At 34.2% G+C, this 24,340-nt stretch carries 19 protein-coding genes; 15 read left to right on the top strand and 4 right to left on the bottom strand.

Annotated features, from left to right (window positions below; translation table 11 throughout):
- Nucleotides 1-214: 214 nt before the first annotated feature.
- Genes Q0W04_RS02630 through Q0W04_RS02620 form a run of 3 tightly spaced genes read left to right on the top strand, consistent with a single transcriptional unit; the run spans nucleotide 215 to nucleotide 2,165 of the window.
- Nucleotides 215-832: a TetR/AcrR family transcriptional regulator gene (locus tag Q0W04_RS02630; RefSeq protein WP_298500051.1), complete on the top strand. Its 618-nt coding sequence runs from the start codon at nucleotides 215-217 to the stop codon at nucleotides 830-832.
- Nucleotides 829-1,437: a GNAT family N-acetyltransferase gene (locus tag Q0W04_RS02625; RefSeq protein ID WP_298500048.1), complete on the top strand. Its 609-nt coding sequence runs from the start codon at nucleotides 829-831 to the stop codon at nucleotides 1,435-1,437. Before Q0W04_RS02630 ends, Q0W04_RS02625 begins: the two co-directional genes overlap by 4 nt.
- Nucleotides 1,437-2,165 carry a flavodoxin family protein gene (locus tag Q0W04_RS02620; protein ID WP_298500045.1) on the top strand — a complete coding sequence of 243 codons (729 nt, stop codon included), beginning with the start codon at nucleotides 1,437-1,439 and terminating at the stop codon, nucleotides 2,163-2,165. Before Q0W04_RS02625 ends, Q0W04_RS02620 begins: the two co-directional genes overlap by 1 nt.
- Before the next feature lie 95 nt (nucleotides 2,166-2,260).
- Here Q0W04_RS02620 and Q0W04_RS02615 read toward each other — a convergent pair whose 3' ends face one another.
- Nucleotides 2,261-2,947, bottom strand: coding sequence for a TIGR00266 family protein (locus Q0W04_RS02615; protein WP_298500042.1), 687 nt, complete (start codon nucleotides 2,945-2,947; stop codon nucleotides 2,261-2,263).
- 182 nt (nucleotides 2,948-3,129) lie between these two features.
- A complete protein-coding gene (locus Q0W04_RS02610) occupies nucleotides 3,130-6,612 on the bottom strand; it encodes a C1 family peptidase (protein ID WP_298500039.1) in 3,483 nt (1,160 codons plus the stop codon).
- Between the two features lie 382 nt (nucleotides 6,613-6,994).
- Here Q0W04_RS02610 and Q0W04_RS02605 point away from each other — a divergent pair, with 382 nt between their 5' ends.
- The 7 genes from Q0W04_RS02605 to Q0W04_RS02575 all read left to right on the top strand — a co-directional run bounded on the left by Q0W04_RS02605 (nucleotide 6,995) and on the right by Q0W04_RS02575 (nucleotide 18,640).
- Nucleotides 6,995-13,465: a C1 family peptidase gene (locus Q0W04_RS02605; protein ID WP_298500036.1), complete on the top strand. Its 6,471-nt coding sequence runs from the start codon at nucleotides 6,995-6,997 to the stop codon at nucleotides 13,463-13,465.
- A gap of 164 nt (nucleotides 13,466-13,629) precedes the next feature.
- A complete protein-coding gene (locus Q0W04_RS02600) occupies nucleotides 13,630-13,824 on the top strand; it encodes a hypothetical protein (RefSeq protein WP_298500034.1) in 195 nt (64 codons plus the stop codon).
- A 126-nt stretch (nucleotides 13,825-13,950) separates the two neighbouring features.
- The gene (locus Q0W04_RS02595; RefSeq protein WP_298500031.1) at nucleotides 13,951-14,361 is read left to right on the top strand and encodes a type II secretion system F family protein; all 411 of its coding nucleotides are present in this window, start codon (nucleotides 13,951-13,953) and stop codon (nucleotides 14,359-14,361) included.
- 321 nt (nucleotides 14,362-14,682) lie between these two features.
- Nucleotides 14,683-15,249: a transglutaminase family protein gene (locus tag Q0W04_RS02590; RefSeq protein WP_292782317.1), complete on the top strand. Its 567-nt coding sequence runs from the start codon at nucleotides 14,683-14,685 to the stop codon at nucleotides 15,247-15,249.
- 126 nt (nucleotides 15,250-15,375) lie between these two features.
- Entirely contained in the window at nucleotides 15,376-16,302 is a 927-nt protein-coding gene (locus Q0W04_RS02585) for a type II secretion system F family protein (RefSeq protein ID WP_298500022.1), read from the top strand.
- The gene (locus Q0W04_RS02580) at nucleotides 16,302-16,484 is read left to right on the top strand and encodes a class III signal peptide-containing protein (RefSeq protein ID WP_298500020.1); all 183 of its coding nucleotides are present in this window, start codon (nucleotides 16,302-16,304) and stop codon (nucleotides 16,482-16,484) included. Before Q0W04_RS02585 ends, Q0W04_RS02580 begins: the two co-directional genes overlap by 1 nt.
- 743 nt (nucleotides 16,485-17,227) lie before the next feature.
- Nucleotides 17,228-18,640, top strand: a complete 1,413-nt coding sequence (locus Q0W04_RS02575) for a lactaldehyde dehydrogenase (RefSeq protein WP_298500017.1) — start codon at nucleotides 17,228-17,230, stop codon at nucleotides 18,638-18,640.
- Nucleotides 18,641-18,663: 23 nt separating this feature from the next.
- Here Q0W04_RS02575 and Q0W04_RS02570 read toward each other — a convergent pair whose 3' ends face one another.
- On the bottom strand, nucleotides 18,664-19,386 hold the full coding sequence (locus Q0W04_RS02570; protein WP_298500013.1) for a tRNA-binding protein: 723 nt from the start codon (nucleotides 19,384-19,386) through the stop codon (nucleotides 18,664-18,666).
- 164 nt (nucleotides 19,387-19,550) lie between these two features.
- Between Q0W04_RS02570 and Q0W04_RS02565 the strand changes: the two genes are divergently transcribed.
- From Q0W04_RS02565 to Q0W04_RS02550, 4 genes are all read left to right on the top strand, one after another.
- Nucleotides 19,551-19,955, top strand: a complete 405-nt coding sequence (locus tag Q0W04_RS02565) for a PRC-barrel domain-containing protein (RefSeq protein WP_298500009.1) — start codon at nucleotides 19,551-19,553, stop codon at nucleotides 19,953-19,955.
- Nucleotides 19,956-20,021: 66 nt separating this feature from the next.
- Entirely contained in the window at nucleotides 20,022-20,786 is a 765-nt protein-coding gene (locus Q0W04_RS02560) for an aspartate dehydrogenase (protein WP_298500006.1), read from the top strand.
- Nucleotides 20,787-21,509: a tRNA(His) guanylyltransferase Thg1 family protein gene (locus Q0W04_RS02555; RefSeq protein WP_298500003.1), complete on the top strand. Its 723-nt coding sequence runs from the start codon at nucleotides 20,787-20,789 to the stop codon at nucleotides 21,507-21,509.
- Nucleotides 21,506-22,183 (top strand): Mov34/MPN/PAD-1 family protein, encoded by a 678-nt coding sequence (locus Q0W04_RS02550; RefSeq protein ID WP_298500000.1) that lies wholly within the window; start codon nucleotides 21,506-21,508, stop codon nucleotides 22,181-22,183. The genes Q0W04_RS02555 and Q0W04_RS02550 overlap by 4 nt, the downstream gene beginning before the upstream one ends.
- A gap of 58 nt (nucleotides 22,184-22,241) precedes the next feature.
- Here Q0W04_RS02550 and serA read toward each other — a convergent pair whose 3' ends face one another.
- Nucleotides 22,242-23,816 (bottom strand): phosphoglycerate dehydrogenase, encoded by a 1,575-nt coding sequence (gene serA / locus Q0W04_RS02545; RefSeq protein WP_298499997.1) that lies wholly within the window; start codon nucleotides 23,814-23,816, stop codon nucleotides 22,242-22,244.
- A gap of 181 nt (nucleotides 23,817-23,997) precedes the next feature.
- Here serA and Q0W04_RS02540 point away from each other — a divergent pair, with 181 nt between their 5' ends.
- Nucleotides 23,998-24,336 carry a heavy metal-binding domain-containing protein gene (locus Q0W04_RS02540; protein ID WP_298499994.1) on the top strand — a complete coding sequence of 113 codons (339 nt, stop codon included), beginning with the start codon at nucleotides 23,998-24,000 and terminating at the stop codon, nucleotides 24,334-24,336.
- Nucleotides 24,337-24,340 lie beyond the last annotated feature (4 nt).

The raw sequence follows: 24,340 nt of genomic DNA, 5'->3' as shown, positions 1-24,340 counted from the left end.
TATATAAATTGTAAACATTTATGAGCCTAATAATTATTTAATTGGTCTAAAAATTAATAAGAATGAGGGGGTCCGATTTGGTAGTGAGATGGTAATGCTCTTTTTAACATGAATGATATTATGAAGAGTTTTAATTTTCAGTTAACTAACGCCCGTTAGTTTTATATACTATTTTCTTAATAACTGTAACTAACACTTGTTAGTTTTTGATATTATGGTTTCAAATAAAGAAAAAATTTTTGATATTTCAATTGATCTGTTCTCACAGTTTGGTTTTGATGGTGTTTCCGTTCGCCAAATTGCATCAAAGGTTGGAATTAAGGAGAGTTCTATCTATAATCATTATAATAGTAAGGAATCAATATTGGATGCTATTCTTGATTATTATATTGATGAAATGACCTCAAAAGAGATTCCTTTGTCTCAGGCGAGCCAAAACCTGGATGTAAGTTTTGATTATTTTTACAAAGTAGGGTTGGACCTGTACATCTCAAAACTAAGTGAGCCTAAAATGATGAAGATAACTCGGATTATTCTAATCGAATCCTATCACAATGAAAAGATTAAAAATTTTGTAAAGATGGCAATCATTGACCATGCAATCGCTGGTTGGGTCGAACTGTTTGATTTGATGAAGCAGAAGAAATTAATTAAAGATGATGCGGATTCAAAACAGCTGGCGGAGTCATTTTTCTATTACGGTCTTTTTCTGTTGTACGAGCATTTCATAATTAATTATCCTGAAGATGACAGTGAATTTTTAATGAAATTGGGTCCTAGAAGTGAAAATCACATGAAACTGGTTTTTAATTCAGTAAGGGTGGTCGAATGAAAATAAGATTGGAAAATAAAAACGATTATCGGGAAGTGGAAAATCTTGTAAGAAATTCCTTTTGGAATGTATACCGTCCGGGAGCTTACGAACACTATATTGTTCACAATTTAAGGTATGATGAAAGCTTCATAAAGGATTTGGCATATGTAATTGAAGAGGACGGTAAAATTATTGGCCATATCAATTATTCAAAAGGCAAACTCCACTTTGGCGACGAAAAATATTGTGATGCAGTTGTACTGGGTCCGGTTTCAATTGACAATGACTATCAGGGGAGAGGTTATGGATCTAAATTAATAGAATACACCTTAAACCTGATTGATGAGTTTCCATTTGTATTTGTTGTAGGTGATGAAAATTATTATTCCAGATTCGGTTTTGAAAGCGCATCAAAATACAATATTTTCCTTGAAGGCACTGACATTGATGATGAATGTCAGTTTTTCATGATAAAAATATTTGATGGAGGCAAAATTGGTGATGCTCAAGCTATATTTTCAAATCCGGATGTATTCGATGTAGATGAAAGTGATGTTGATGAATTTGACAAACAGTTTGAATTTAAAGAAAAATTGGTTCTTGAAGGTCAATTGGTGATATGATGAAATATGTAATTATTAACGGATCTCCAAGAAAGAAAAACACTTGGAATATTATAAATCAGGCAAGAAAAAATTTAAATGGTGAATTTGAAGAGATTCATCTGGCAAGTAGGAAAATCCCTATGTGCAGGGGATGTTATAACTGCATACTTGAGGGTGAAGATAAATGCCCTCATTTTGAATACATCAATCCTATTGTTGAAAAGATAAAGGAAGCTGACGGGTTTATTATTTCCTCTCCGGTTTATGCATTGAATGTAACTGCCATTCTTAAAAACTTCATTGACCACACTGCCTATATCTACCACAGACCTGAATTTTTCGATAAAAAGGCACTTGTAGTCGTATCGACTGCGGGTGCCGGTCAAAAAAAGGTTGCCAAATATCTTAACGAAACATTAAGGCATTGGGGATTCAATAAGGTTTACAATATTGCCATTGCATGCGGTGGAAAAGACCATCTTGAAACCGAAGGTATTGATAAGATTTCTAAAAAGTTTGGCAGTGATGTAGAATCAGGAAAGCTTCATTCCCCTAAATTTGGTGATGTCTTATTTTATAATGTCTGGAGGGCTATGGCTGTTACGGATGACCCGATACCTGCTGATGCAAGATTTTGGCAGGAAACCGGTTTGGTCAATCATGACTTTTCACCTGCTGTGAAACTAAACCCTTTAAAAAAGATTTTTGCAAAATTAATGTATTTCGTATTTAAAAAGGTTCTCTAATGTTAGGGTAAGTCTTTTTTTCTAATTAAAGATATGGTGTGATATTTCAAGTGGAAACCCCATGAAACATCACATCATCATATAATTTTTTAAAATTAATCATTAGTGCGTTCTGGTAGATATGGGATAATTGCATCTGCCAATTTGCTGACTGGCATGGTTTGTATCCAGACTTTACCTGGACCAGTCAATTTGGTAAAGAATACTCCTTCCCCGCCAAATAACATGTTTTTAACACCTTTAACCCTTTCAATATCAAAATCAACGCTTTCTTCCATTGCTGCAATGTGGCCTTGATTAACAAGCAAATGTTCTCCCGGTTGGAGGTCATGTTCAATTACTTCACCATCAATTTCTAGAAATACCATTCCGGTTCCAGTGAATTTTTGAAGAATAAATCCTTCTCCACCGAATAATCCTACACCAAGTTTCTTTTTGAAGTAAATGTCAATATCCACACTTTCTTCCGCTGCTAAAAATGCATTTTTCTCACCAATGATGGTGTTTGACCCGGTTAACCTTATAGGGATAATTTTTCCAGGATAACATGCGGAAAATGCGATTTTTTGATTGTCTGATTGTGCTGTAAAGAAATTTAAAAATATTGTATCTCCAGACAAAGCTCTTCCAAGACCTTTTAGAAGGCCCCCTCCAGTATTGGTATCCATTTTAATGTCTGATGTCATAAATGCCATTGCACCGGATTCATCTTTCATGGTTTCTCCTTTCTGTAATGTGCAAACTACAGTAGGAAAAGAACCTCCACTTATTTCATATTCCATTTAAAATCACCTTTAAATTTATATTTATTTGATTTCAATATAAATAAACATATCTTAAATCAATTGGGACAATTGATATTAATTATGCAAGAATGCCCCATCTTCTTTTAGGAAGGAGAGGTTCAATATTGAAATTAGCATTGGGGTTAAAAAAAGAAAAAAGGTGTGAGAATTAATTCTCACTAGTTAACTGTTATTTTTACAGATTTGGATGCTGATTTGTATGTGTTGTCTCCGGCATAATCAATATCTGCAGTATATGTGCCTTTCTTATTTAAACTGAGTTTAAAGGTTGCTTGGCCTTTATCATTAGTTTTTGCAGTATATATTACTCCCTTGACTTTCATTGTGACTTTTTTACCTGCAGCAAAGTATGTTTTACCGTCTGCTGATGCGCCAGGTATGGTGCTTAAACTTACTGTGAATGATTTGGTTTTTGCACTTGCCTTGTATGTTTTTGCATTGGCGGTCATTGTCACTGGTTTTTTGTTAATAGTTATTAGGTATACTGACATTGTTGCATTGTAGTTTTCATCACCTAAGAATGCTACAGCAAATGTTAATCTGTTAGCCGCAACTAGGTTGATTTGTACATTGGCAAAACCGTTTTCATCAGTAGTCCTTTCGAGGCATTTGCCATTATAACCAATTAAAACTGTTTTGTTTGCAAGCACTTTTCCACTGGCATCCTTGAGTTGTACTGTGAAGTTTCCACCTCTTTCACCTGAATAATACTCAATTGCATATTGAGTGAAGTTATTTCCTTCAACAACTGTTGCTGACCTGATAGGTATGATGTTATTTATGGTAATTGACATATTAACTGGTGCAGTTAAATCATCACCTAAATAACTGATATCCACTAAACCATTGGAATCAAGTAAAATACAGAACACTCCATCATCATTTGTTGTGGTATTGAACTCAACGCCATTGATTTTATAAATTACTGATGTATTAGCAATAGCGTAGCCATCAATATCGGTTAAAACAGCACTAATATTGCTATAATCCACAGTAATGTTGGTAAATTTACTGTCAATTTGTTTAATGTTGGTATTATTTTCAACTGTATAGGCTTTTAAACAGGCAATGTATCCAAGATTATAAGCATCTTCCCAAGGTTGACCATCAAAACTAACAAATGAAAGATTTTCAGTATAATGCACTCTGGTTTCATTTAAGTTAATGAATGGCACACAATTTGAGGTTATTACTGCTTTGAAGATATCTCCTTTTTTAATTGGTATGTAATCATTTAGTTTGATTGTATGATAACCAAGATATGGTGATACTCCTTCTTGAGTTAATTTTAACACATCGTTTACAAAGATTTCAACTGTGTAATTGACCCCACTTTGGTTGAAGTATGTTCCAACAGCTGCAATAAAATCGTCATCAAGAGACTCGAATATATTCATGTAACTTGCGGTTCCGTTACTTGGTTTGAATTCGCCTTCCCAAAATATGTCATATTGATAGTTCTTATTGTAGGGTACGGTATTTTCAAGTATTATTGAAGTAGCATGAGTAGATATGTCCATGGATTTTAATAATGTTTTATCATAATATGAAACATATAAGAATCCTTTTTCTCCATAATCAGTGCCCCAACTGTTTTTGACAATCCATGCGCCGTCATCGGGAGGTGTAATTCCAAATTTTTCTTTTGGGAATTTATCATCCCATCCGACAATTGAAACGCCATGGTTTGGGTTGAGAGTCTCATTAACATATTGTGCATAATTTTCAGGATAGTAATATGGAGTTACTTCATTATAGGTGGATTGTCCCATATATGAAATATCAATTGAACCGTATTTCATTATGGCCAGTTTGAGCTGTGTGCTGTTAGGGATTTCATTGTTAGGTGTGAACATCACATCCTGAACATGAATGTCCTGATAGGTTGTGATTATCGGTGAAATCTTTCCAAGCTCATCATATGTATCAGCATCCTGTATGAATGCTCCAAACCAGCTCAAAAGATAACCTATGGAAAGAATATTGCCTCCTCCCTCAGCTGCGGTGATAGCACCGTAAATTGAATATCGTATCATGGTATTTTGCATGTTGTTTTCTGAAAGGTTAGCTTTTAACCCGGTAGCTTTTAATAATGCGGATTCTAGTGCACCAGTCATTCCGAATGTCCAGCAGGCTCCCATCCGTCCTTGGTCTTGGACTGGTGAAACCCATCCCCAATCGCGCAGGTCAAATCTGGATGGAATATGTGTGACGTCAATGGTATTGTTAACTAATTTTAAAGGTAGGCCTTCTCCGACTTGGAATGTTGCATAATATGTATTGTTGGTTGAGACGTCATCGTCATTGATGTAGGTATTGTTTTTCAACTCGGAGAAATTATCAAAGAATGTGTATATAGGATTTGTATTGTTTTCAAACCATGAATTGATGATGGAATAGTTTGCATCATAAGCATATATTGCATTACCTGCACTTGCAGTATTATTGATAAATCGGGAATGGGTTATATTTGCTGTACTCATATCAATAACTATAGCTCCGCCGTAGGTAGGATATCCTTCAATAAGGTCAACCCCGTTTGAAGTGAAATTACAGTTATCGATTTTGGCATTATCAACAAATGAAATATAAATTGATCCGCCATTATAGGTAGCGTGATTGTTTATAAAATTAGTATTGTTTATTAAGAGTTTTCCACCGAATTGAATATAAGCTCCTCCAAATTCGGAAGATGTGTCTTTGAATACTGTGTCAAGTATGGTTACATTGCCAGGTATTTTCATAGAACCTCCTGCAATATCTGCAAGAATTGCTCCTGCATTTTTAGCAGAAGTGGTGTTTATGAATTCGCAATTCTTGATGTATACAACACCACCCTCTTTAACTCCTATTGCTCCTGATGAGATGTTTGCAGTTAAATTAATGAATTTGGAATTAATTGCAGTAATTGCTTTTGCTGTTTCAAGATATATTGCTGGTGCATAACTGGAAACAATATTTGCAAATGTGGTGTTTTCCACATAACCTTCAGCATTTTTAATTAGGATTTGCCCACGTTTAAAATATACATTTGAGGTAAACTCTGTATTGTAAATGTTCAAGGTACCATTTATAAGGTATATTGCTGAACCGGAATCCGCATAATTGTTTATGAATCTGGAATTGTTGATGTTAAGGGTGGCATTACCGTAAATCTCTAAAGCTCCGCCGTATTTCGTTGCGTAGTTGTCAATGAATGTGATGTTGTTTAATGTTAAATTGCCCGAAGAAGATATTGCTCCACCTTTTTCAGCATTACCGTTCTTTAAAATTATATTGCTTAATGTTACGTTGTTTGCAGTAATATTGAATATTTTCGCATGATTATTTCCGTCTATTGTACGGCCATTACCATTAACTATAAAGTTGTCTTTGCTAATAACAATTCCGTTTTTGTTGTCTGTTTCATTGTTGAATGCATAATCCTGATTCAAATCAAAAGATGTGTCTGCACTTTCTATTTCATAACTCAGATCGGTGAATGAAGATTTACCAACACTATAAATGTCATTCTGTGTAGTTCCCAGTATTTCTTGACTGTCATTACATATGATTTCGTCGGAGATGTTTTCTGCTGCACAAACAGCACCTACCGACATGATTAATGCAAGTGTAACAATCGTAATTTTTAAAACATTCATAATTATCACAATATAAATTTTGTTAAAAGTCAATATTTAAACATTTATATTGGTTTTAAAGAATTTTAATAAAATGTATGTATATTCAACAATGTAAAAATAAAGTTTTTAAGTAAAAGAAATTAATAAAATATTAATAATATTCAATACATAAGAACATTTGTAACTTATTTTTTTGTAATATGTCTGGAATTAAAAGTTGTATTGAAATGAAAATTATTGATGCTTTAAAAGTATATTTAAAATCATTCATTTGAATATTGAAAATTTTAATTTTATTCATTTATTTGGGGTAATGTCGAATAATTTCTATTAAAATTATTAAAATTAAATGTATTTACTTATATAATAGTTTTTTATAAATATTTAAATAGTGATGGCTATGAAACTTTTGAGAATTTTGATTGTCATGCTTATACTGATTCTGTCGATGGGGGCCGTTTGTGCAACGGACTCGATTTCAGATGATGTTTTAAGTGATGGCAATTCAGATACCTTACAAACTACACAAAATGAAATTTATACAATCGGCGAGTCAAAAACATTTACCGAATTGGATGAGGATATCCAATCTGCCGTAGGTGTTTTAGATATACAGGACAACTATAAATTCAATAATGGAACGGATAATTCTAGTGGAATTACTATTAATAAGGATAATTTTGTTATTAATGGTAATGGATACACTATTGATGGGAATAATCAATCTAGGATATTTATTATTAATGGAACTAATATAACTATAAATAACCTTACTTTTATAAATGCAAACTTTAGTAGTGGTAGTGTTTTCAAAATTCCTATAAATTGTTCACTCACAACAACTGATGTGATTTTAAAGGACAATGCTGCAGATTGGGGCATTATTTATGTTTTAGGCCAATACAGTAGTAATAACGATAAAATAACAGATTCAACTGTTTCTAGTTTTGGAGTTATAACATTATACTATGGTGCTAGTGCAACTTTTAATAATGCATTTATGATGAATTCCAAAAAATTGGCCGAAGGATTTATTTATGCTCTGAATGGTGCTTGTCTAAGCGTATCTAACTCAACATTTACGAATACTACTTCCAAATATACTACTGCAATTAGTGGAAACAACATAACAAAAATTAAAAATTCAAAATTCATTAATTTACATGCCAATGTTACTGCAGGGGCAATTGGACTAAAAGACATTAGTGAAGGAATGATTGATAATTGTACATTTATTAATGTCACTTCCCAGAAAAATGGTGGGGCAATATTTGCTGATGTTTTCACTCCAACCAATAATGTTCTTGTTTTAATTAATAATTCTAATTTTGTTGATTGTTATTCTGGATTTGGAGGGGCTATTCTCCAATTGGGTGGTATGATTATTGTTGATAATTGTAATTTCACAAGAAATTCAGCATTATTTGATGGTGGTGCAATATATACTTCTTATGCTGGAGTTGAGATTGTGAATTCAAAATTTGAAGATAATCAAGCATTATATGAATTTACTGATCGCAGTACTTCTGGTGGTGCAATCTTCTGTGATTTCAGTAATGTAATTTTAAACAAAAATATATTAACTAATAACTCTGCACAATCTGGTGGTGCAGTATATCTCTATGATTCTCTTTATACTATTGAAAACAACACTTTCAATGATAATCTTGCATTATATGGCAGTTATCAGGATATTTTTACAGTATTTGATCAGTTTTCATCGTTAAATGATAATAATTACAGTAGTAATGATAGTTTAAGTTTGGATAATGTAAATTATGCAACAATAGTTGATGGAAGTGGAATGAAAATAGTATTAATCAATAATCCTTTCGATGTAAGTACTATCCCATCTAGATTTGACTTGCGTGATTGGGGATGGGTCACACTTGTCAGAGATCAGGAGCATGGGGCAGCATGTTGGGCATTCGGATCTTCAGGGGCTATGGAATCTGCAATATTAAGGTATTTGGGACTTGAAATGGACATTTCTGAAAATAATATGCAGGATGTCTCACTGCAATACTACATGTATGGAGTAAACGGCCGTCTTGAAGGAGCCACTTTATGGCATGCTGCGGCTTATGCTTTAAGTTGGCTTGGAGTATTCTCATCTGAATATGATAGTTATGATCAACTTGGAAAAATTTCACCAATCATTGCCACAGAAGACAGTGTTCATTTCCAGGATGTAGTTTTCATACCTGTCCGTGAAAGCCCACTTGATAATAATCAGTTAAAAGAATCTATTTTAAAATATGGTGCTTTAGCTGTTGCATATTATGCAGCACAAACTGCTCCGTATTGTAATATTGAAACTGGTGCGCAATATTGTAATGTATCTATGTATTCCAACCACGCAGTTACTTTAATTGGTTGGGATGATACTTATTCCGCAGAAAACTTTTTAATTACTCCTCCGGGAAATGGTGCATGGATTATTAAAAATAGCTGGGGAGAAAATGTTGGAGATGAGGGATATTTCTATATTTCATACTATGACCCAGGTTTCGCATCCCAATATGAGTCAGTAGCATTTTTACTCAATAACACTGTTGAATACAATATGAACTACCAGTATGATATTAATGGTGATTTGAGTTATTGTCCTGCAAATGAATATGTGAATTTTTATGTATCCCTTGGGAATGATTTAATCGCCGCTGTTGGAACTTACTTTAATGAGACTGGTGTGGAGTATAATGTTGAGGTTTATGTTAACGAGGTTTTAATGGCTTCACAAAATGGTGTTTCTCCATTCGCCGGTTTCCATACAATTCAATTAGATTCATTCATACCAATTAAAAAAGGCGATGAATTCGCAGTTAAAATTACATCAAATGCGATTCCAATATTTCTTGACTCCAGACAACATTATATACAAGGGTCCTCACAATATCTTTTTAATGGTTCTTGGGTGAATGCTTCAGATATGCGACAAACCTGTTCTATAAAAGTTTATACTGTTAGGGATAAAACCACTTTTGCTGATTTGAATGAAACTATTTCAAGCGGAAGTGAAATAACTCTTGAAAAAGATTATACATTTGACAACGAAACAGATTTCAATTTCATTAGTGGAATTGAAATATCTAACAGGACTTTAATAATTGATGGTGCTAACCACACAATTGATGCCGCCGGTCAAGCAAGAATCTTTAAAATTAATTCAGCCAATGTTGTAATTAAAAACCTTATTGTCAAAAATGCCATTAACGGAGCAATATCTGCTGAAAATTCGAATATAACTACAATTAATGTGCAATTTTTAAATAATACTGGTACAGCTGGTGGAGCATTAGCAATTAGGAATTCAAATCATGACGGTGTAGGTGATGTATTTATTAATAACACTGCTACTTTAGGTGGGGCAATACTTATTCTCAGCTCTAATTCCACAACATCTGGTGATGTATTTATTAATAACACTGCTGGTTTCGGTGGAGCTATTGTTTTTGTAAGGTCTAATTATGAAAGTAATGATGATTTGTTTATTAACAACTATGCAGATAAGGGTGCTGCAATCTATTCAGAATCAGGTATTATGCTTAAATTAAACAACGGATCTTTTGTAAATGGTAAAGATTTGAAATGGAGTTTAATTTATTTATCTGGAACTGCAATGCTTATTGAAAACACAACTTTCGCAAATATAACTTCCAATTATTCTACTGCAATACATTCTAATAAAGCTTCCGGTATAATTAAAAATTGTGATTTTATTAATTTGACTGCCAAAGTTACTGCCGGAGCAATTGGAGTTAAAACAATCGTTGATGAAATCATCATTGAAAATTGTAACTTCTTTAATACTTCCTCTGACAAAAATGGTGGAGCAGTATACATGGATACTAGTGATGATGATAATAGTTTTGGAGTGGGAAATGTCACTTTTATCAATTCCCAGTTCATTGACTGTGTTTCCGGATTTGGTGGAGCATATGTTCAATTAGGTGGAGGGTTAGCTATTGATAACACAAATTTCACTTCAAATATCGCAGTATTTGATGGTGGGGCTATCTATGCCTCTAATTTAAGACATGTTAATATTTCTAATTCAAGATTCATTTCAAATCATGGTGTATGGCCAGGATATGCAAATGGTGGTGCCGCTTATTTCGACAATGAATCTGTAACCTTGGATTCCTGTATTTTTGAAAATAATACTGCAAGTGAAGGTTCATCTATTTATGCATATCAATGTGAATTGATTCTTGTCAATAATTACTTCAACAATCCTACAACTAATAGTTCAAGCATCTACACACTTTTTGATAAGGGATATGTGGATGATGGAAATAATTTCACAAATGACGTTAAATCATTAAATAATACTGATTATGATTATGATACCGAAGGATCTCAAGAGGCATTTGCAATCTTAAACAACACATTGCATTTCGATGTATTGCCGGATAAATTTGATTTAAGAGATTATGGTTGGGTTTCTCCTGTAAGGGACCAAGGAAATATGGGTGCTTGTTGGACATTTGGTGCTATGGGCGCATTGGAATCTGCATTAATTAGGTACGCCAATATTACCTATGATTTCTCTGAAAATAACATGCAAGACACAATGATTATATTTTCAAAATATGGCTCTTCAGTTACTCCGGAAGCTGGAAATACATTTTTAGCAGTTAGTTATTTAATTAGTTGGCTTGGCATATCTCCTAGTGATTATGATAGTTATGATGAACTTGGAAAATTGTCTCCTGTAATCACCACTTCTCAGGATGTTCATATTACAGATGTGGTATTGTTGGATCCAAGAGTCAACTCAACTGATAATGAAAAAATTAAGGATGCTCTGGTTAAATTTGGTGTTGTAATGGTAGGTTATTGGGCTGATCCAAGCCCACAGTATTATAACAGCACCACTTATGCATATTATTATAATGCAAGCGTATCAATGAATCATATTGTTGCCATTGTTGGTTGGGATGATAATTATTCCGCAAGTAATTTTGCACTGACTCCTCCTGGGGATGGCGCATTCATTGTTAAAAATAGTTGGGGTGAATCATATGGGGATAACGGTTATTTCTATGTCTCATATTACGACACCTCATTTGGTGCAGTTGACTTCCTTGCCGCATTTGATATAAAGAACAATATCACTTATGATATGATTTATCAACAAGAACTCGGTGGACAGGGCATAACTCCTACTAATTATACTTATTATATGAATAAATATATCGCTGAGGATGACAGTTTAATTGCAGCTGTCGGAACAATATTCGTTAATGTCACTGATTATGAGTTTTCAGTACTTGTAAATGGTGTAAGTGTATACAATCAAAGTGGTGTAAGCGATTATGAGGGATATTCAACTATTAAACTAAGTAAGTGTATTCCAGTTAAAAAAGGAGATGAATTTGCAGTAATATTTAAAAATATAGCCGTCACTCCTGTTTTAAGTCGAGTTATTACGCCAACAAATGTTTCATTTGGAAGTAATGATGGGGTCAACTGGGAAGATTTGAGCATGGTTGGAAGTGCAGCTATATTAAAAGTCTACACAATTCTTGATTCCACTAAAGACTTAGAAAAATATTATTCCGATGATGCTCCAATTGAAATTAATGTTAATCCCGGTGAAAAAGTTACCTTTGAAATAAATGGTATTTCTGCAACTGTTGTGGCTGATGAAAATGGAACTGCAAAACTGGGTGTCAATCTAGATCCTGGAACTTATTATTTAACTGTTAAAACTAGTGAGTACAGTGTAACATATCCGGTTGAAATAAAAAGCACTATTGATTCTCAGGATGTGGTGGTCGGATATAATAGTGACTATAACTATAAAATCCAATTATTGGATGCTAAAGGTAAAGCTTTAAGCAACACTTCCATCAGCGTAACCATCAATGGGAAAACCAATGAGTTTACAACTGATGATAATGGTTCTGCAACAATTAATTTCACTAAATTAACCGAAAATCAAGTAATCAGTGTAATAAATCCGGTCACTGGTGAGGTAAGTTTAAATGAAATTGAAGTTATTCAACCGATTGCAAGTAAATTTGCAAACATTACTCTATGTTATGGTAATCTTAGTGCAATTTTATTGGATATTAATGATTGTCCTATTGCAAATGCAACAATATTCTATAAAATAAACGGTATTGAATCAAATACTACTGCTAATGGTGACGGTGCTTTTGTTGTATTGCTTGATTCTAATGCATTAGTGGATATTATTTATCTGGGCGATAATTTAACTGCTCCAGCTAATGTGTCAATTACTGTAAACAACATTGTACCTATTAGATCTGCCACTGTTATTGAAGGAAATAACTTCACCCAATATGCAATTGAGTATTATTCAGGTGAAAGAGGTGGAAACTTCACAGTACAACTCAAGGATGCCAGTGGAAAAGTGCTTGCAAACAAAACAGTTTTAATTGGTTATAATGGCAAATGCCTCGAAAGGACTACTGATGAAAACGGTTTTGCCAATGTACAAATCAACCTAGTTGCAGCTAACAGATTAACATTTGCTGTAGCATTCTTAGGTGATGAAAACTACGATGCAACCATGTCAGTTTACTTGATTACCATTGTTAAAAAGCCTGTAAACATGACTGCTTCTTCAAAAACATACAAGGCATCTGCAAAAACCAAGTCATACACAGTTAGTTTAAGCACTATTCCTGGTGTTGACGGCAAAACATACTTCGCTGCAGGCAAAAAAGTCACAATGAGAATTAACGGTGTAACCTACACTGCAAAAACTAATGACAAAGGCCAAGCAACCTTTAAAATTAACATAACTAAAAAAGGAATTTATGCAGCCACTGTTGCCTATGCTGGAGATAATACCTACGAATCAGTAAGTAAAAATGTAAAAATAACAATTAATTAGTGGGAATCATTTTCTCACTACTCTTTTTCTTTTTTTTAACAGTAATCCTATTTTTAACTTTTCAATGATTTTTGCAAATCTATAAATATTTTTCAAAACCAATAGAATACATATGCTTGTTATTCAGAGGATAACTTTTCTAGAGAATTAATTTTGGTGTTGAAATGAAAATTATTGATGCTTTAAAAATCTATTTGACAGATTGGAAAAATCTCCTCACTCATGGGATTGTAGGGGTTATTCTTCTTTATTGCTTGCTTTTTGCTCCTATTGCATGGTATTGGAGAGTTATTGTACTGATACTTGTAGTTGTATTCAATATTGTTCGGATGAAATACTCTAAAAATAAGAAGAAGTAATAAACATGTAAAATTAATGTGGAAAAACTGTTGTAATCTGCATTGCCATCACTCTTGATTTTAGTTTGTAAAATTGCTTTTAAAGACAACCAACACTTTATATTATTTAAAGTCTAATTTTATTTTATGAAATTTAAAATAATCAATGATTTGGCATTAATTTTAGACAATATTATTCCTGAAAAGTATTTATCCAAGTTCCAGGAATTTTTGCTAAGTGGAGCTATTTTTACAGAAGCAAGTAAAGTTTTAGCTATTCTGATAATTTTCATCGTGGCAAGTGAAATTGCGCTTGCAGCAGCATTGGCAATTCTGAATCTGCCGTTGTCAATGTTGATTTTGCCGCTGTTCATATTTCCTGGCCTTTTCACATATGTTGTTGTTGTACAGGAACGTCGAGCACAGGAAATTGAAAAATCAGCGCCTGACTTTTTAAGGCAACTTTCAAGCATGCTGCAGGTTGGGCTAAGTTTCGAAAACGCAATGGAGGACATGTCGCAGTATGGAGAAGGGCCGCTATATGACGAGTTGTCTTAACGGAGGGTCTCCATTATGATGGTATGATGAACTGTGGTTTTGATTCATCTAAAATTGGTAGTTTTTTTAAGTGTTGGAAAACATATTATTGATTACAATACACACTAAATGTATTGTGATATGTAATATATGGTTTAGATATTATCATTTGTAATACATTAGCTAATATATTACAGTTGATAATATATGTTTTGCTATTGTATAATGGTTGATCAAACTTGAAAATGAAGGATATTAGATATCCGAACCAATTTTAGCACAAGGGTTACAATTGGAATTTAAAAATAAGTGAATTTCCCATATAAGTTTTAGGTGACGTTTATGGACAAATATTTAACTGAAACACCAAGTATTGATTATATGAATCCTCATATTCAGGAAAAGGTTTGTGAATTAAAAAATCAGTCAACTGATGAGGCCGATTATATCAAAAGATGCTATTTCTTTGTTAAGGATGAAATTCCTCACTCATGGGATATTGGAGTAAATACCGTTTCAAGAACTGCTAGCGAAGCATTGATAAATAAAACTGGAATATGCTGGGCAAAATCATGTCTTCTTGCAGCACTTCTAAGGGCAAACGGAATTCCGTCAGGAATCAGCTATCAGCTTCTGACAATTGCCGAGGACGACAGTCAGGGCCACATTGTTCATGCTTTAAATACTGTTTTCAATGGGGATAAATGGATTAGAATTGATGCTCGGGGAAATACGGGTGACGACGATTTAGAATTTAGTTTGGATAAAGACCAGTTGGCTTTTCAGGTTCGAGAGGAATTTGGTGAAATCGATTTCAAGGACAATAATGCCGATTTGGATGAAAGATTGGTAAATACACTGGCACAAACCGAGAATTTGTTTGAGATTAACATTGATTTCGACTTTTAATATTGCTGCGAGGAATATTCGAAATACAAGAAAAATAGTTTAAGGTTTTAAATATTGTCTTTACCTTGTAAAATTGATTTAGAAAATAACAAACACTTTATATGCTTTTAAGTCTAATTTTATTTTATGAAATTCAAAATAATTGATGATTTAGCAATATTTTTGGACAATTTTATACCTGAAAACTATCTATCCAAATTGCAGGAATTTTTGCTGAGTGGAGCTATTTTTACTGATGCAAGTAAAGTTTTAGCCATACTCATAATTTTCATTTTGGTGGCAGAAATTGTATTGGCATTAATATTAACACTTTTAAACCTGCCGGTGTCTGTATTAATCTTGCCACTTTTTGTCATTCCTGGCCTTTTCACGTATGTTATTGTCCAGCAGGAAAAACGGGCACAGGAAATCGAAAAGACTGCTCCTGACTTTTTAAGGCAATTGTCAAGCATGCTGCAGGTCGGACTGAGTTTTGAAAACGCAATGGAGGACATGTCACAGTACGGAGAAGGACCCATGTATGACGAAATGAGAAGGACAATCATTGAAATTCGTATGGGTCGAAATTTCGATGATGCATGGCGGGCAATGAGCATGCGGCTGAAATCGAAGGAATTGGAGAGAATTTTTGGAATAATTTTGGATGGTCGTAAAAGCGGATCAAGCATTTCAAATGTTTTGGAAGATGTCTCGGATGATTTAAGGGATCTTCTTGCATTGAAGCGGGAGAGAAAATCGGCTGTAATGATGTCGGTAATGTTTCTTTTAATTTCGGCCATTATTGCAACGCCATTTGCAATAGGTATGGTGGGAGTTTATTCGAATTTCATGCAAAACTATGGTTTTGAATCAGAAATAATCTTGACTGCACCTATTGCCGGTGAGATATATCTGATAATCCATTCTGTCCTGGTGGGTTTTATCATCAGCATTATCATGTATGGGGATGTTAAAAAAGGAATCAAGTTCTCCCTTCCTCTGGCGACCGCATCTTTTGGGATATTCTATTTCATTTCCACATTCGGTGGAAACTTACTTATGGGGGGATTTTAATGGATAATAAAGGTCAGACATCAGCGGAATTCATATTGCTTTTTGGTGGAATAATCGTTGTGGTTTTGCTGGTCATTTATATGTATAACAATTATATCGCCGATTTAAGTGATGAAGTTTCCTCAAAGGAGGTTAAGGAATTCAATAATGAATTGAAAAATTTGTACGGATACTTTAAATAGTTTTAAATTTTATTTTTTTATTCATTTTTCTTATTTTTCATTATTCTGATTGATAATATATAAAATAACTTTGTTTCTGGTGTTTTCTTGAATGTAATTTTTTTCTAATAATTGAATAATTTTGTCTAAAATTTTCTGGGGGTGTCTGATTTTCATAATTTTAATAATCTGATTGGAATTTTCATATCAAATTTCGATTTCGGTAAATATTATTCAGATTTCACAAATCATTGAAAAATTTAATAACCTTTTATCATTTGTTATTATTTTTCTTCGGATGTTTGATTCACATGCAATTTTTGAAAATTTTTTTTAAGAAAAATCGATGATTTCTGATTTTTGAAATTTTTCAAGATTTTTTAAATAATTATTTTACAATCATATTTTCATTGGTTTGTCATTATTATGCATCAAATTTTGAAAATAAACATTAACAGTCATGATTTTCCGGTTTAGTTGATTATTTGACAATTATTGGAAGTGATTTTTCTGCGAGTAACTTGATATTTTTTCCATATTTTCATTTTTGAAAAATTTATTATCTTATTTTTGTAAGTATCTGATTATAATTTAAAATATTGGCAAATAACAGTTAGCCAAGTCGAAAACCGAATTTTTTTGTTTCATTTTAAAAAAGTGCCTGTTAGGGCATGTTACACTTGAAATACACCTCTCACCGGCCAGTAAAATTTTACATCATATTTATTAATTTTTTAAAACAAACTTTTAGTCAAGGTGATAAGATGGATATGTTAATTGGTGGAAAACACATTTCAAGTGAAGATGTAGAAGAAGTAAAAAACCCGTATAATGATGAAGTAATTGATACAATACCAATTGCACACCTGCAAACTGCAGATTTGGCAATCCAAGAGGCAAACAATGCTAAAAAATCCCTGCAGGATATGTCAGCTTTTAAAGTTTCCAATAAGTTGTTCAATGTTGTGGACAAATTAAAAGAAAAGCGCCACCAATTCGCTGAATTATTGACTCTGGAAGTTGGAAAACCAATCAACGAATCACTGGTTGAACTTGACAGGTCAATTGAAACATTAAGGCTTGCTGCCGAAGAGGCGAAAAGAATCTATGGTGAAAGCGTACCTCTGGATGCCGGACTCAACGGTAAAGGATTTTTTGCATTCACTCAAAAAGTTCCATTGGGTGTCGTTGCGGCCATTACTCCATTTAACTATCCTCTAAACTTAACAATCCACAAAATCGCACCTGCCATTGCATGTAAAAATACCGTAATCATCAAACCTCCAACCGAAGCGCCATTAACTGTCATGAAGTTTGCGGAATTGTTGGATAAGGAATTTCCGGATGGTGTTGTAAATACCGTAACAGGATACGGATCTGAAGTTGGGGACTATCTGGTGAGTTCTCCAGATGTTGACAAGATTTCATTTACCGGAAGCGTTACAACAGGTATGATGATATCTCAAAAGGCAGGAATGAAAAAGGTAACACTGGAGCTTGGTGGAAATGATCCTATGGTCGTTCTAAATGATGCCGACATTGACAAGGCCGTAAAGGGTGTCATCAACGGCGCATTCCTAAATGCAGGCCAGGTCTGCATGGGTGTTAAAAGAATCATTGTCGAAGAGGACATCTCAAAGGAATTTGCGCAAATGCTTGTCCGTGAAACCGAAAAGTTGGTCATGGGAAATCCAATGGATGAAAAAACAACTTTGGGAACACTGATTTCTCAAAAAGCAGCAATCCAAGTTGAACAAACTGTCAATAATGCAGTGCACTTAGGTGCAAGAATTCTAACAGGCGGAAAACGTGACGGCGCATTTTATGAAGCTACCGTAATCGATGACGTTACTCCTGATATGGATCTGGTGGTAAGAGAAACATTCGGTCCGGTAGCGCCGATAATTCATGTTACCAACATTGATGAGGCAATCGAAGTTGCAAACGACACTGAATACGGTCTTCAGGCAGGAGTATTTACAAATGATTATTCCAATGCAATGAGGTGTGCTCAGGAAATTGAAGCAGGAACGGTTTTCATAAACAAGCAATCTACATTCAGAACAGACAACATGCCTTTTGGAGGATTTAAAAATAGTGGTGTTGGTAAGGAAGGAATCAAATATGCAGTAGAGGAGATGACAAAGACCAAACTAATCGGACTTAATCTAAGGTAAAAAAGAAAAATAAGTTTTTTAACTTATTTTAAATAGTTTTCAACAAGGTTACGTGTTTCATTAAGGGATTCCATTGGAATTCCTTTCGGCATTTGACCAAGTTCTCCTTCGACATCTTTGAGGATACTTCCGTTCATTCCAAGAAACATGCCTTCACTTACAATGTCGCTGAATGATTGTGGCGGAAGCAGGGATACTCCTACTTTATTGTCATCTTTGACATTCAGGTCATTTGTGACTACTGTAATGGCACGTTTTCCCAGGTTTACATTACAAAGCATCAGGTTTTCATTTTTCGGGTGTTGTGTAACGCTCATTACTTCTCCAACTTTTATGTCAACGCCCATAATAGGGTCATTTATCGGACCCAATGCCAAACGGTCCTTGAGGCCAATGATTGTATCAAGGAAAAATCTCACTTTGGCGATATTTTCCTGGGTTTTTTCCCGGTCCTCTTTAGGAGCGTTGTTTAGGAATTTCTTGTTCCAGTCATCTCCGCCCAAATATTCAATGATTTTTAAAGCTTTTTCCTTTAGGGCAGCAACATCGGGAGAGTTTACCAATTCATCCCCTTCAAGGTATGAATAGGTTAATGATTGAAAATCACTGTTCATTTGTTTTCCCAAATCAACAGCCTGTTTTTTATTCCAGCTTCCTCTAAATGAAGCTGTCGGAATAAGATTCAGATAATTCTCTCTTGCTTTGCTTGCTACCAAAATTCTATAATCTTTAGTTGTATCCCACATTTGAAGTCCTCTTTAATGTCTAATTTATATTTTAATTTTATAATTTAATAAATTTTTTGAAAATAAAGGCGATTTATTGTTTTAAAAACATAAACTATTTATATTAACAATTAAATAAAATTATACATATTTAATTTATTATTATTTTATATTGTGGTGTAAAAATGGTAGAAGTTTCAAAATTACGCAGTTTAGATATTTATACCAACACAGGTCATTATGTTGGTCGTGTAGAAGATGTTATTCTTAACATTAGATTAGGAACTATTTCAAAATTACAAGTTAGAGCTATTGAACAAGAAAGAAAACCAGCAGGTTTTGTAAATCAATTTTTAGGCAGTATTCGTGGAGAAGCACCTGAAGAAAATGATATGAGGTCTTTCCAAAATGATTTATTAACTGTTGATTTTGATAAAGTTCAAGCTATCGGGGACATTATGTTAATCAATCCTAGAGACATAAAAAAAGTAGCTCCTGAACCACAAATCCCTGAAGCACCAGCTCCAAAACAACCTGAAACTCAACCACAAAATGAAACTCAAATTCAATTTGAGCCTGAAAGATTATAAATAATCTTTCCATATTCTTTTTTTATTTTTAATTCATATTCAATAACTGATTTTAAGTGTGATATTATGAAAGTAGGTATTATTGGCTGTGGAGCTATCGCTAATATCATTACTACAAGTATAGTTCCGGAAGATAATGGAATTGAGATTGCATACTTTTTTGATAAGGATATAGAAAGAGCTGAAAATCTGGCTAGTCTGGCAGGTGGTGTAGCAGCGCTTAACTTTGATGAAATGGTTGACAATGTGGATTTGGTTCTCGAATGTGCTTCCCCAGATTCCGTCAGACATTTCGCACCGAAAGTTCTGGCCAAAGGCAGAGACATGATTGTAATGAGTATCGGTGCATTTATGGATTTTGATTTTTATACTGAAATTGAGGAAATTGCCAAACAGAACGGTGCTAAAATTCATCTTCCTTCAGGTGCGATTGTAGGTTTGGATGGAATCAGGGCGGTTGCAAAATTCGGCCTTGAAGAGGTAAGTCTTGTCACCCGCAAATCACCTAAATCCCTTGGAAGGGATATAAATGAAATTGAAGTGCTGTTTGAAGGAAAAGCTTCACAGGCGGTTAAGGAATTTCCGCTGAACATTAATGTTGCCGCAACAATCAGCCTTGCCTGTCAAAGAGACATTGACGTAAAGATTATTGTTGATCCTAATGTGGATAGGAATGTCCATGAGATTACGGCCAGAGGTGACTTTGGCGAGTTTAAAACTACTACCATGAACTATCCCTGTGCAGCCAATCCGAAAACAAGTATGCTTGCGGCACTTTCAGCAATACGATTGCTTAAAAGTTTCAATGAAACCATTTGCGTGGGTATGTAGATGAAAGAGTATGAAGTTTATTCATCACTGAGAGTTCCGAAAAACTCAAAAATTATCATGCGCCTTGACGGAAGAAGTTTCCATAGCCTGGCTCGTGATTTGAAGCTGGTCAAACCGTATGATGAAAATTTCTATAAAGTCATCTCCAATGTTTGCAGGGATTTATTTGAAGAGTTTTCACCGCTGTTTGCCTATACCTTTTCTGATGAAATAAGCTTGCTTTTCGATAATGTTCCCTTTGACGGCAGAATTGAAAAATTGGATTCAGTAATTGCAGGTTTTGCTTCCAGTTCATTTGTTATTCACTATGATGTGGATTTTAAAAAGCCTCCTGCTTTTGACTCAAGAGTCATCCCTGTTAGTGACGGCGATATTTTGGAGTATTTCAAATGGAGGCAGGACGAGTCATGGGTAAACTGTGTAAACTCCCATGGCATTTCACACCTAAAATCCAAGTATCCGAATAATGTTGCAAACGATAAAATAAACGGCATGAACTTAAGCGATATCCATGAATTATTGTTCAAGGAAGGCATTAACTTAAACGATGTTGAAACTTACAAAAAACGTGGAATTGCAGTATATAGGAAAAATAAAAAAGTGGTCGGTTTCAATAAAAAAGAAAATAAGGAGCAGACTTCATATAGAAGTTATATACATATTGACTGGGAGATTCCGAAATTCTCTGAAGAATTCTTTAAAGATATTGGGGTTTTAAAATGAGTTTCATATCAAAATTGTTCCAGAATGATGATGAGGAGTTTCATGAGGTAAGAGTTGACCGGGAAGTTCTTGACTCAGTCATCTATTATTCAAAAAAAGCTTATCCAAATGAATTTTTAGCCTTTTTTGATGGTTTAATTAAGGATAAGGTACTCTACATTACAAGTCTGATTTTTGTTCCCGGCGAAACCTGTGAGACAGGAGCGGTTGTCCACACTGAACTGATTCCGATGAACACCAAATATTTAGGGTCAGTACACTCACATCCAGGTCCAAGTGCACAGCCTTCTGATGCTGATTTGAAGACATTTTCAAGAAACGGTTATTTCCATATGATTGTATGTCTGCCGTATTGTCTGGATACTTTTAGAGCCTATGACCGGTATGGCGAACCTCAAAATTATACTGTTGGAGACTATAGCTATCTGGCAGAACATGATGAGATTAGTGACTTTTTCGATGAGGATGACGTTTTAACCGATGATGATGAATTTAAACCAGGGTTTTTCGATGAGGAGGATGATGAGTTTTTCAAAACTTTGGATGAGGAACGCAAAGATCATTATGGGGAATTTGAAAGGCGACAAAATATCCAATCTCAACCAAGAAAAATAAGAATAGAACTCAATCCTGACGGCACAATTAAAAACATTTATCAGGAATTTAAAAAATAGCTGTTTTTGTAAAAAAATAAGTAAAAAATAAAAAACAATTATGGTGAAAAATTGTTTTTTATAATTCTAATCCGTTAGCTTCATAAACATTGTCTAAAGCTTGGATTTCTTTGATAACATCTTTTGGAATTTCTTTATCTAAAGTTAGAACCATGATTGCTCTTCCGCCTTTTTCATCTCTTCCAACTTGCATAATTCCGATGTTAACATTATGTTCTCCGAGTTTGGTACCGATTTTACCGATACTTCCAGGAACATCTTCGTATTTTGCAATGAACATATGTCCTTCAGGAATAACGTCCACCCAATAATCGTTTACTTTTAAAATTCTTGATTCGTGTAAGTGAGTTCCGACAGCTGAGAATACGTCATCAGCACTTTTTGCAATAACTTTAATGAGTGAATCATATCCTTTAGCTTTGTCTTTTCTGCCTTCAGTAATGCTGATTCCTCTGTCTTTTGCAACAAGGGCTGCGTTAACGGCATTGACAGGTGAGCTTAGGAACGGATTGACTGCACCCTGAATGACAGTTCTTGTTAGAATTTCAAGATTGTCAATTTCAGCTAATTCTCCGCTGTAAATAATTTCGATTTCTTTTATTTTACCGTTGACTCCCTGTGAGATGAAACTACCTAATTTTTCACACAGTTCCATGTATGGAGCTACTTCCTGGTAGGTATTGTTGTCGATACGTGGCATGTTTAAAACATTTCTTGGTGCTTTTCCATTTGCCAATTCAATAATTTCGTCAGCAACAATGATGGCAGCATCCCTTTGAGCTTCTTTGGTGGAAGCGGCAATGTGTGGGGTCAATACAATATTGTCAAGTTCAAATAATTTGGAATCTTCAGCCGGTGGTTCTTCTTCGTATACGTCTAATGCGGCACCACCAATTTTATTGTTGACTAAAGCATCATAGAGCGCTTCTTCATCAATGATTCCACCACGGGCACAGTTTACAATATATGCGCTATCTTTCATGATTTCAAACTGCTCGGTTGAAATGGAGTGTTTGGTTTCAGGAGTAAGTGGAACGTGGATTGTAATGAAATCAGAATTTTTAAGAACGGTTTCCAAATCGGTTAGTTCAACACCCATTTGTTTTGCAACCTCTTCAGGCAAGTACGGATCATATGCCATAGCATCCATGCCGAAAGCTTTACATCTGTTGACTACCTGTGAACCGATTCTTCCCATACCGATTACACCGAGAGTTTTATTTCTAAGTTCAACACCCATAAATTTTTTCTTTTCCCATTTGCCTTCTTTAACAGATTTATCTGCAATGGAAATTTTACGTGCCATGCTTAGGATTAATCCCATGGTGTGTTCCGCTACAGTCACTGAAGTGGATTCAGGGGAGTTTACAACCATGATTCCTTTTTCGGTTGCGGCATCAAGGTCGATATTGTCTACTCCAACACCGGCTCTTGCGATTATTTTCATGTTGTCTGCTTTTTTGATTATGTCAGCAGTAAGTTTTGTCCGACTTCTTACAACAATTCCGTCGTATTCGTGGATGGTATTTGCCAATTCTTCAGGAGTGATGCTGGTATCAACGACAACTTCGGCCACTTCCTTTAAATTTTCAATACCCTTTTCATTAATTGAATCAGCGATAAGTACTTTCATATTTTCACCATAATATTGTCATTTAAAAGAATATTTAATAATAAATATTAGTTAAATATCTATTTTTTATTATATTTAAATATATTAAAATCCCAACATTAGATATATTTTTATTAAATCAAATGAATAAAATAATACTGAAAAGAATTTCCAATTCTTTTTTTTAAATTAGGTGATAAATATGGTATCAGTAAACGAATTTCCAATATCAACAGCAAATGATATTCCAGGATTCAGAATAGTCGAAACTAAAGGATTCATTTATGGATTGACTGTCAGAAGCAGAGGTGCCGGTGGACAAATAGGTGCCGGTGTAAAATCATTATTTGGTGGAGAAATCAAACAATATGTAAAAATGATGGAAGAATCCCGTGATGAAGCATTGCTTAGGGCAATTGAGCATGCAAAAGAGTTAGGGGCAAATGGTATTGTTGCCATCAGATTTGATTCAAATGAAATTTCACAGGTAATGCAGGAAATCCTTGTTTATGGAACTGCTGTTGTAGTTGAAAAAGAATAGTGAT

The sequence above is a fragment of the uncultured Methanobrevibacter sp. genome (assembly GCF_947170395.1).
Taxonomy (GTDB): Archaea; Methanobacteriota; Methanobacteria; order Methanobacteriales; family Methanobacteriaceae; genus Methanocatella.
This window is presented reverse-complemented; position numbering and strand designations above follow the sequence as displayed.

Coding starts and splice junctions, on each gene's coding strand:
- Q0W04_RS02630 (WP_298500051.1), top strand. CDS start 215: ATGGTTTCAAATAAAGAAAAAATTTTTGATATTTCAATTGATCTGTTC.
- Q0W04_RS02625 (WP_298500048.1), top strand. CDS start 829: ATGAAAATAAGATTGGAAAATAAAAACGATTATCGGGAAGTGGAAAAT.
- Q0W04_RS02620 (WP_298500045.1), top strand. CDS start 1,437: ATGAAATATGTAATTATTAACGGATCTCCAAGAAAGAAAAACACTTGG.
- Q0W04_RS02615 (WP_298500042.1), bottom strand. CDS start 2,947: ATGGAATATGAAATAAGTGGAGGTTCTTTTCCTACTGTAGTTTGCACA.
- Q0W04_RS02610 (WP_298500039.1), bottom strand. CDS start 6,612: ATGAATGTTTTAAAAATTACGATTGTTACACTTGCATTAATCATGTCG.
- Q0W04_RS02605 (WP_298500036.1), top strand. CDS start 6,995: ATGAAACTTTTGAGAATTTTGATTGTCATGCTTATACTGATTCTGTCG.
- Q0W04_RS02600 (WP_298500034.1), top strand. CDS start 13,630: ATGAAAATTATTGATGCTTTAAAAATCTATTTGACAGATTGGAAAAAT.
- Q0W04_RS02595 (WP_298500031.1), top strand. CDS start 13,951: ATGAAATTTAAAATAATCAATGATTTGGCATTAATTTTAGACAATATT.
- Q0W04_RS02590 (WP_292782317.1), top strand. CDS start 14,683: ATGGACAAATATTTAACTGAAACACCAAGTATTGATTATATGAATCCT.
- Q0W04_RS02585 (WP_298500022.1), top strand. CDS start 15,376: ATGAAATTCAAAATAATTGATGATTTAGCAATATTTTTGGACAATTTT.
- Q0W04_RS02580 (WP_298500020.1), top strand. CDS start 16,302: ATGGATAATAAAGGTCAGACATCAGCGGAATTCATATTGCTTTTTGGT.
- Q0W04_RS02575 (WP_298500017.1), top strand. CDS start 17,228: ATGGATATGTTAATTGGTGGAAAACACATTTCAAGTGAAGATGTAGAA.
- Q0W04_RS02570 (WP_298500013.1), bottom strand. CDS start 19,386: ATGTGGGATACAACTAAAGATTATAGAATTTTGGTAGCAAGCAAAGCA.
- Q0W04_RS02565 (WP_298500009.1), top strand. CDS start 19,551: ATGGTAGAAGTTTCAAAATTACGCAGTTTAGATATTTATACCAACACA.
- Q0W04_RS02560 (WP_298500006.1), top strand. CDS start 20,022: ATGAAAGTAGGTATTATTGGCTGTGGAGCTATCGCTAATATCATTACT.
- Q0W04_RS02555 (WP_298500003.1), top strand. CDS start 20,787: ATGAAAGAGTATGAAGTTTATTCATCACTGAGAGTTCCGAAAAACTCA.
- Q0W04_RS02550 (WP_298500000.1), top strand. CDS start 21,506: ATGAGTTTCATATCAAAATTGTTCCAGAATGATGATGAGGAGTTTCAT.
- serA (WP_298499997.1), bottom strand. CDS start 23,816: ATGAAAGTACTTATCGCTGATTCAATTAATGAAAAGGGTATTGAAAAT.
- Q0W04_RS02540 (WP_298499994.1), top strand. CDS start 23,998: ATGGTATCAGTAAACGAATTTCCAATATCAACAGCAAATGATATTCCA.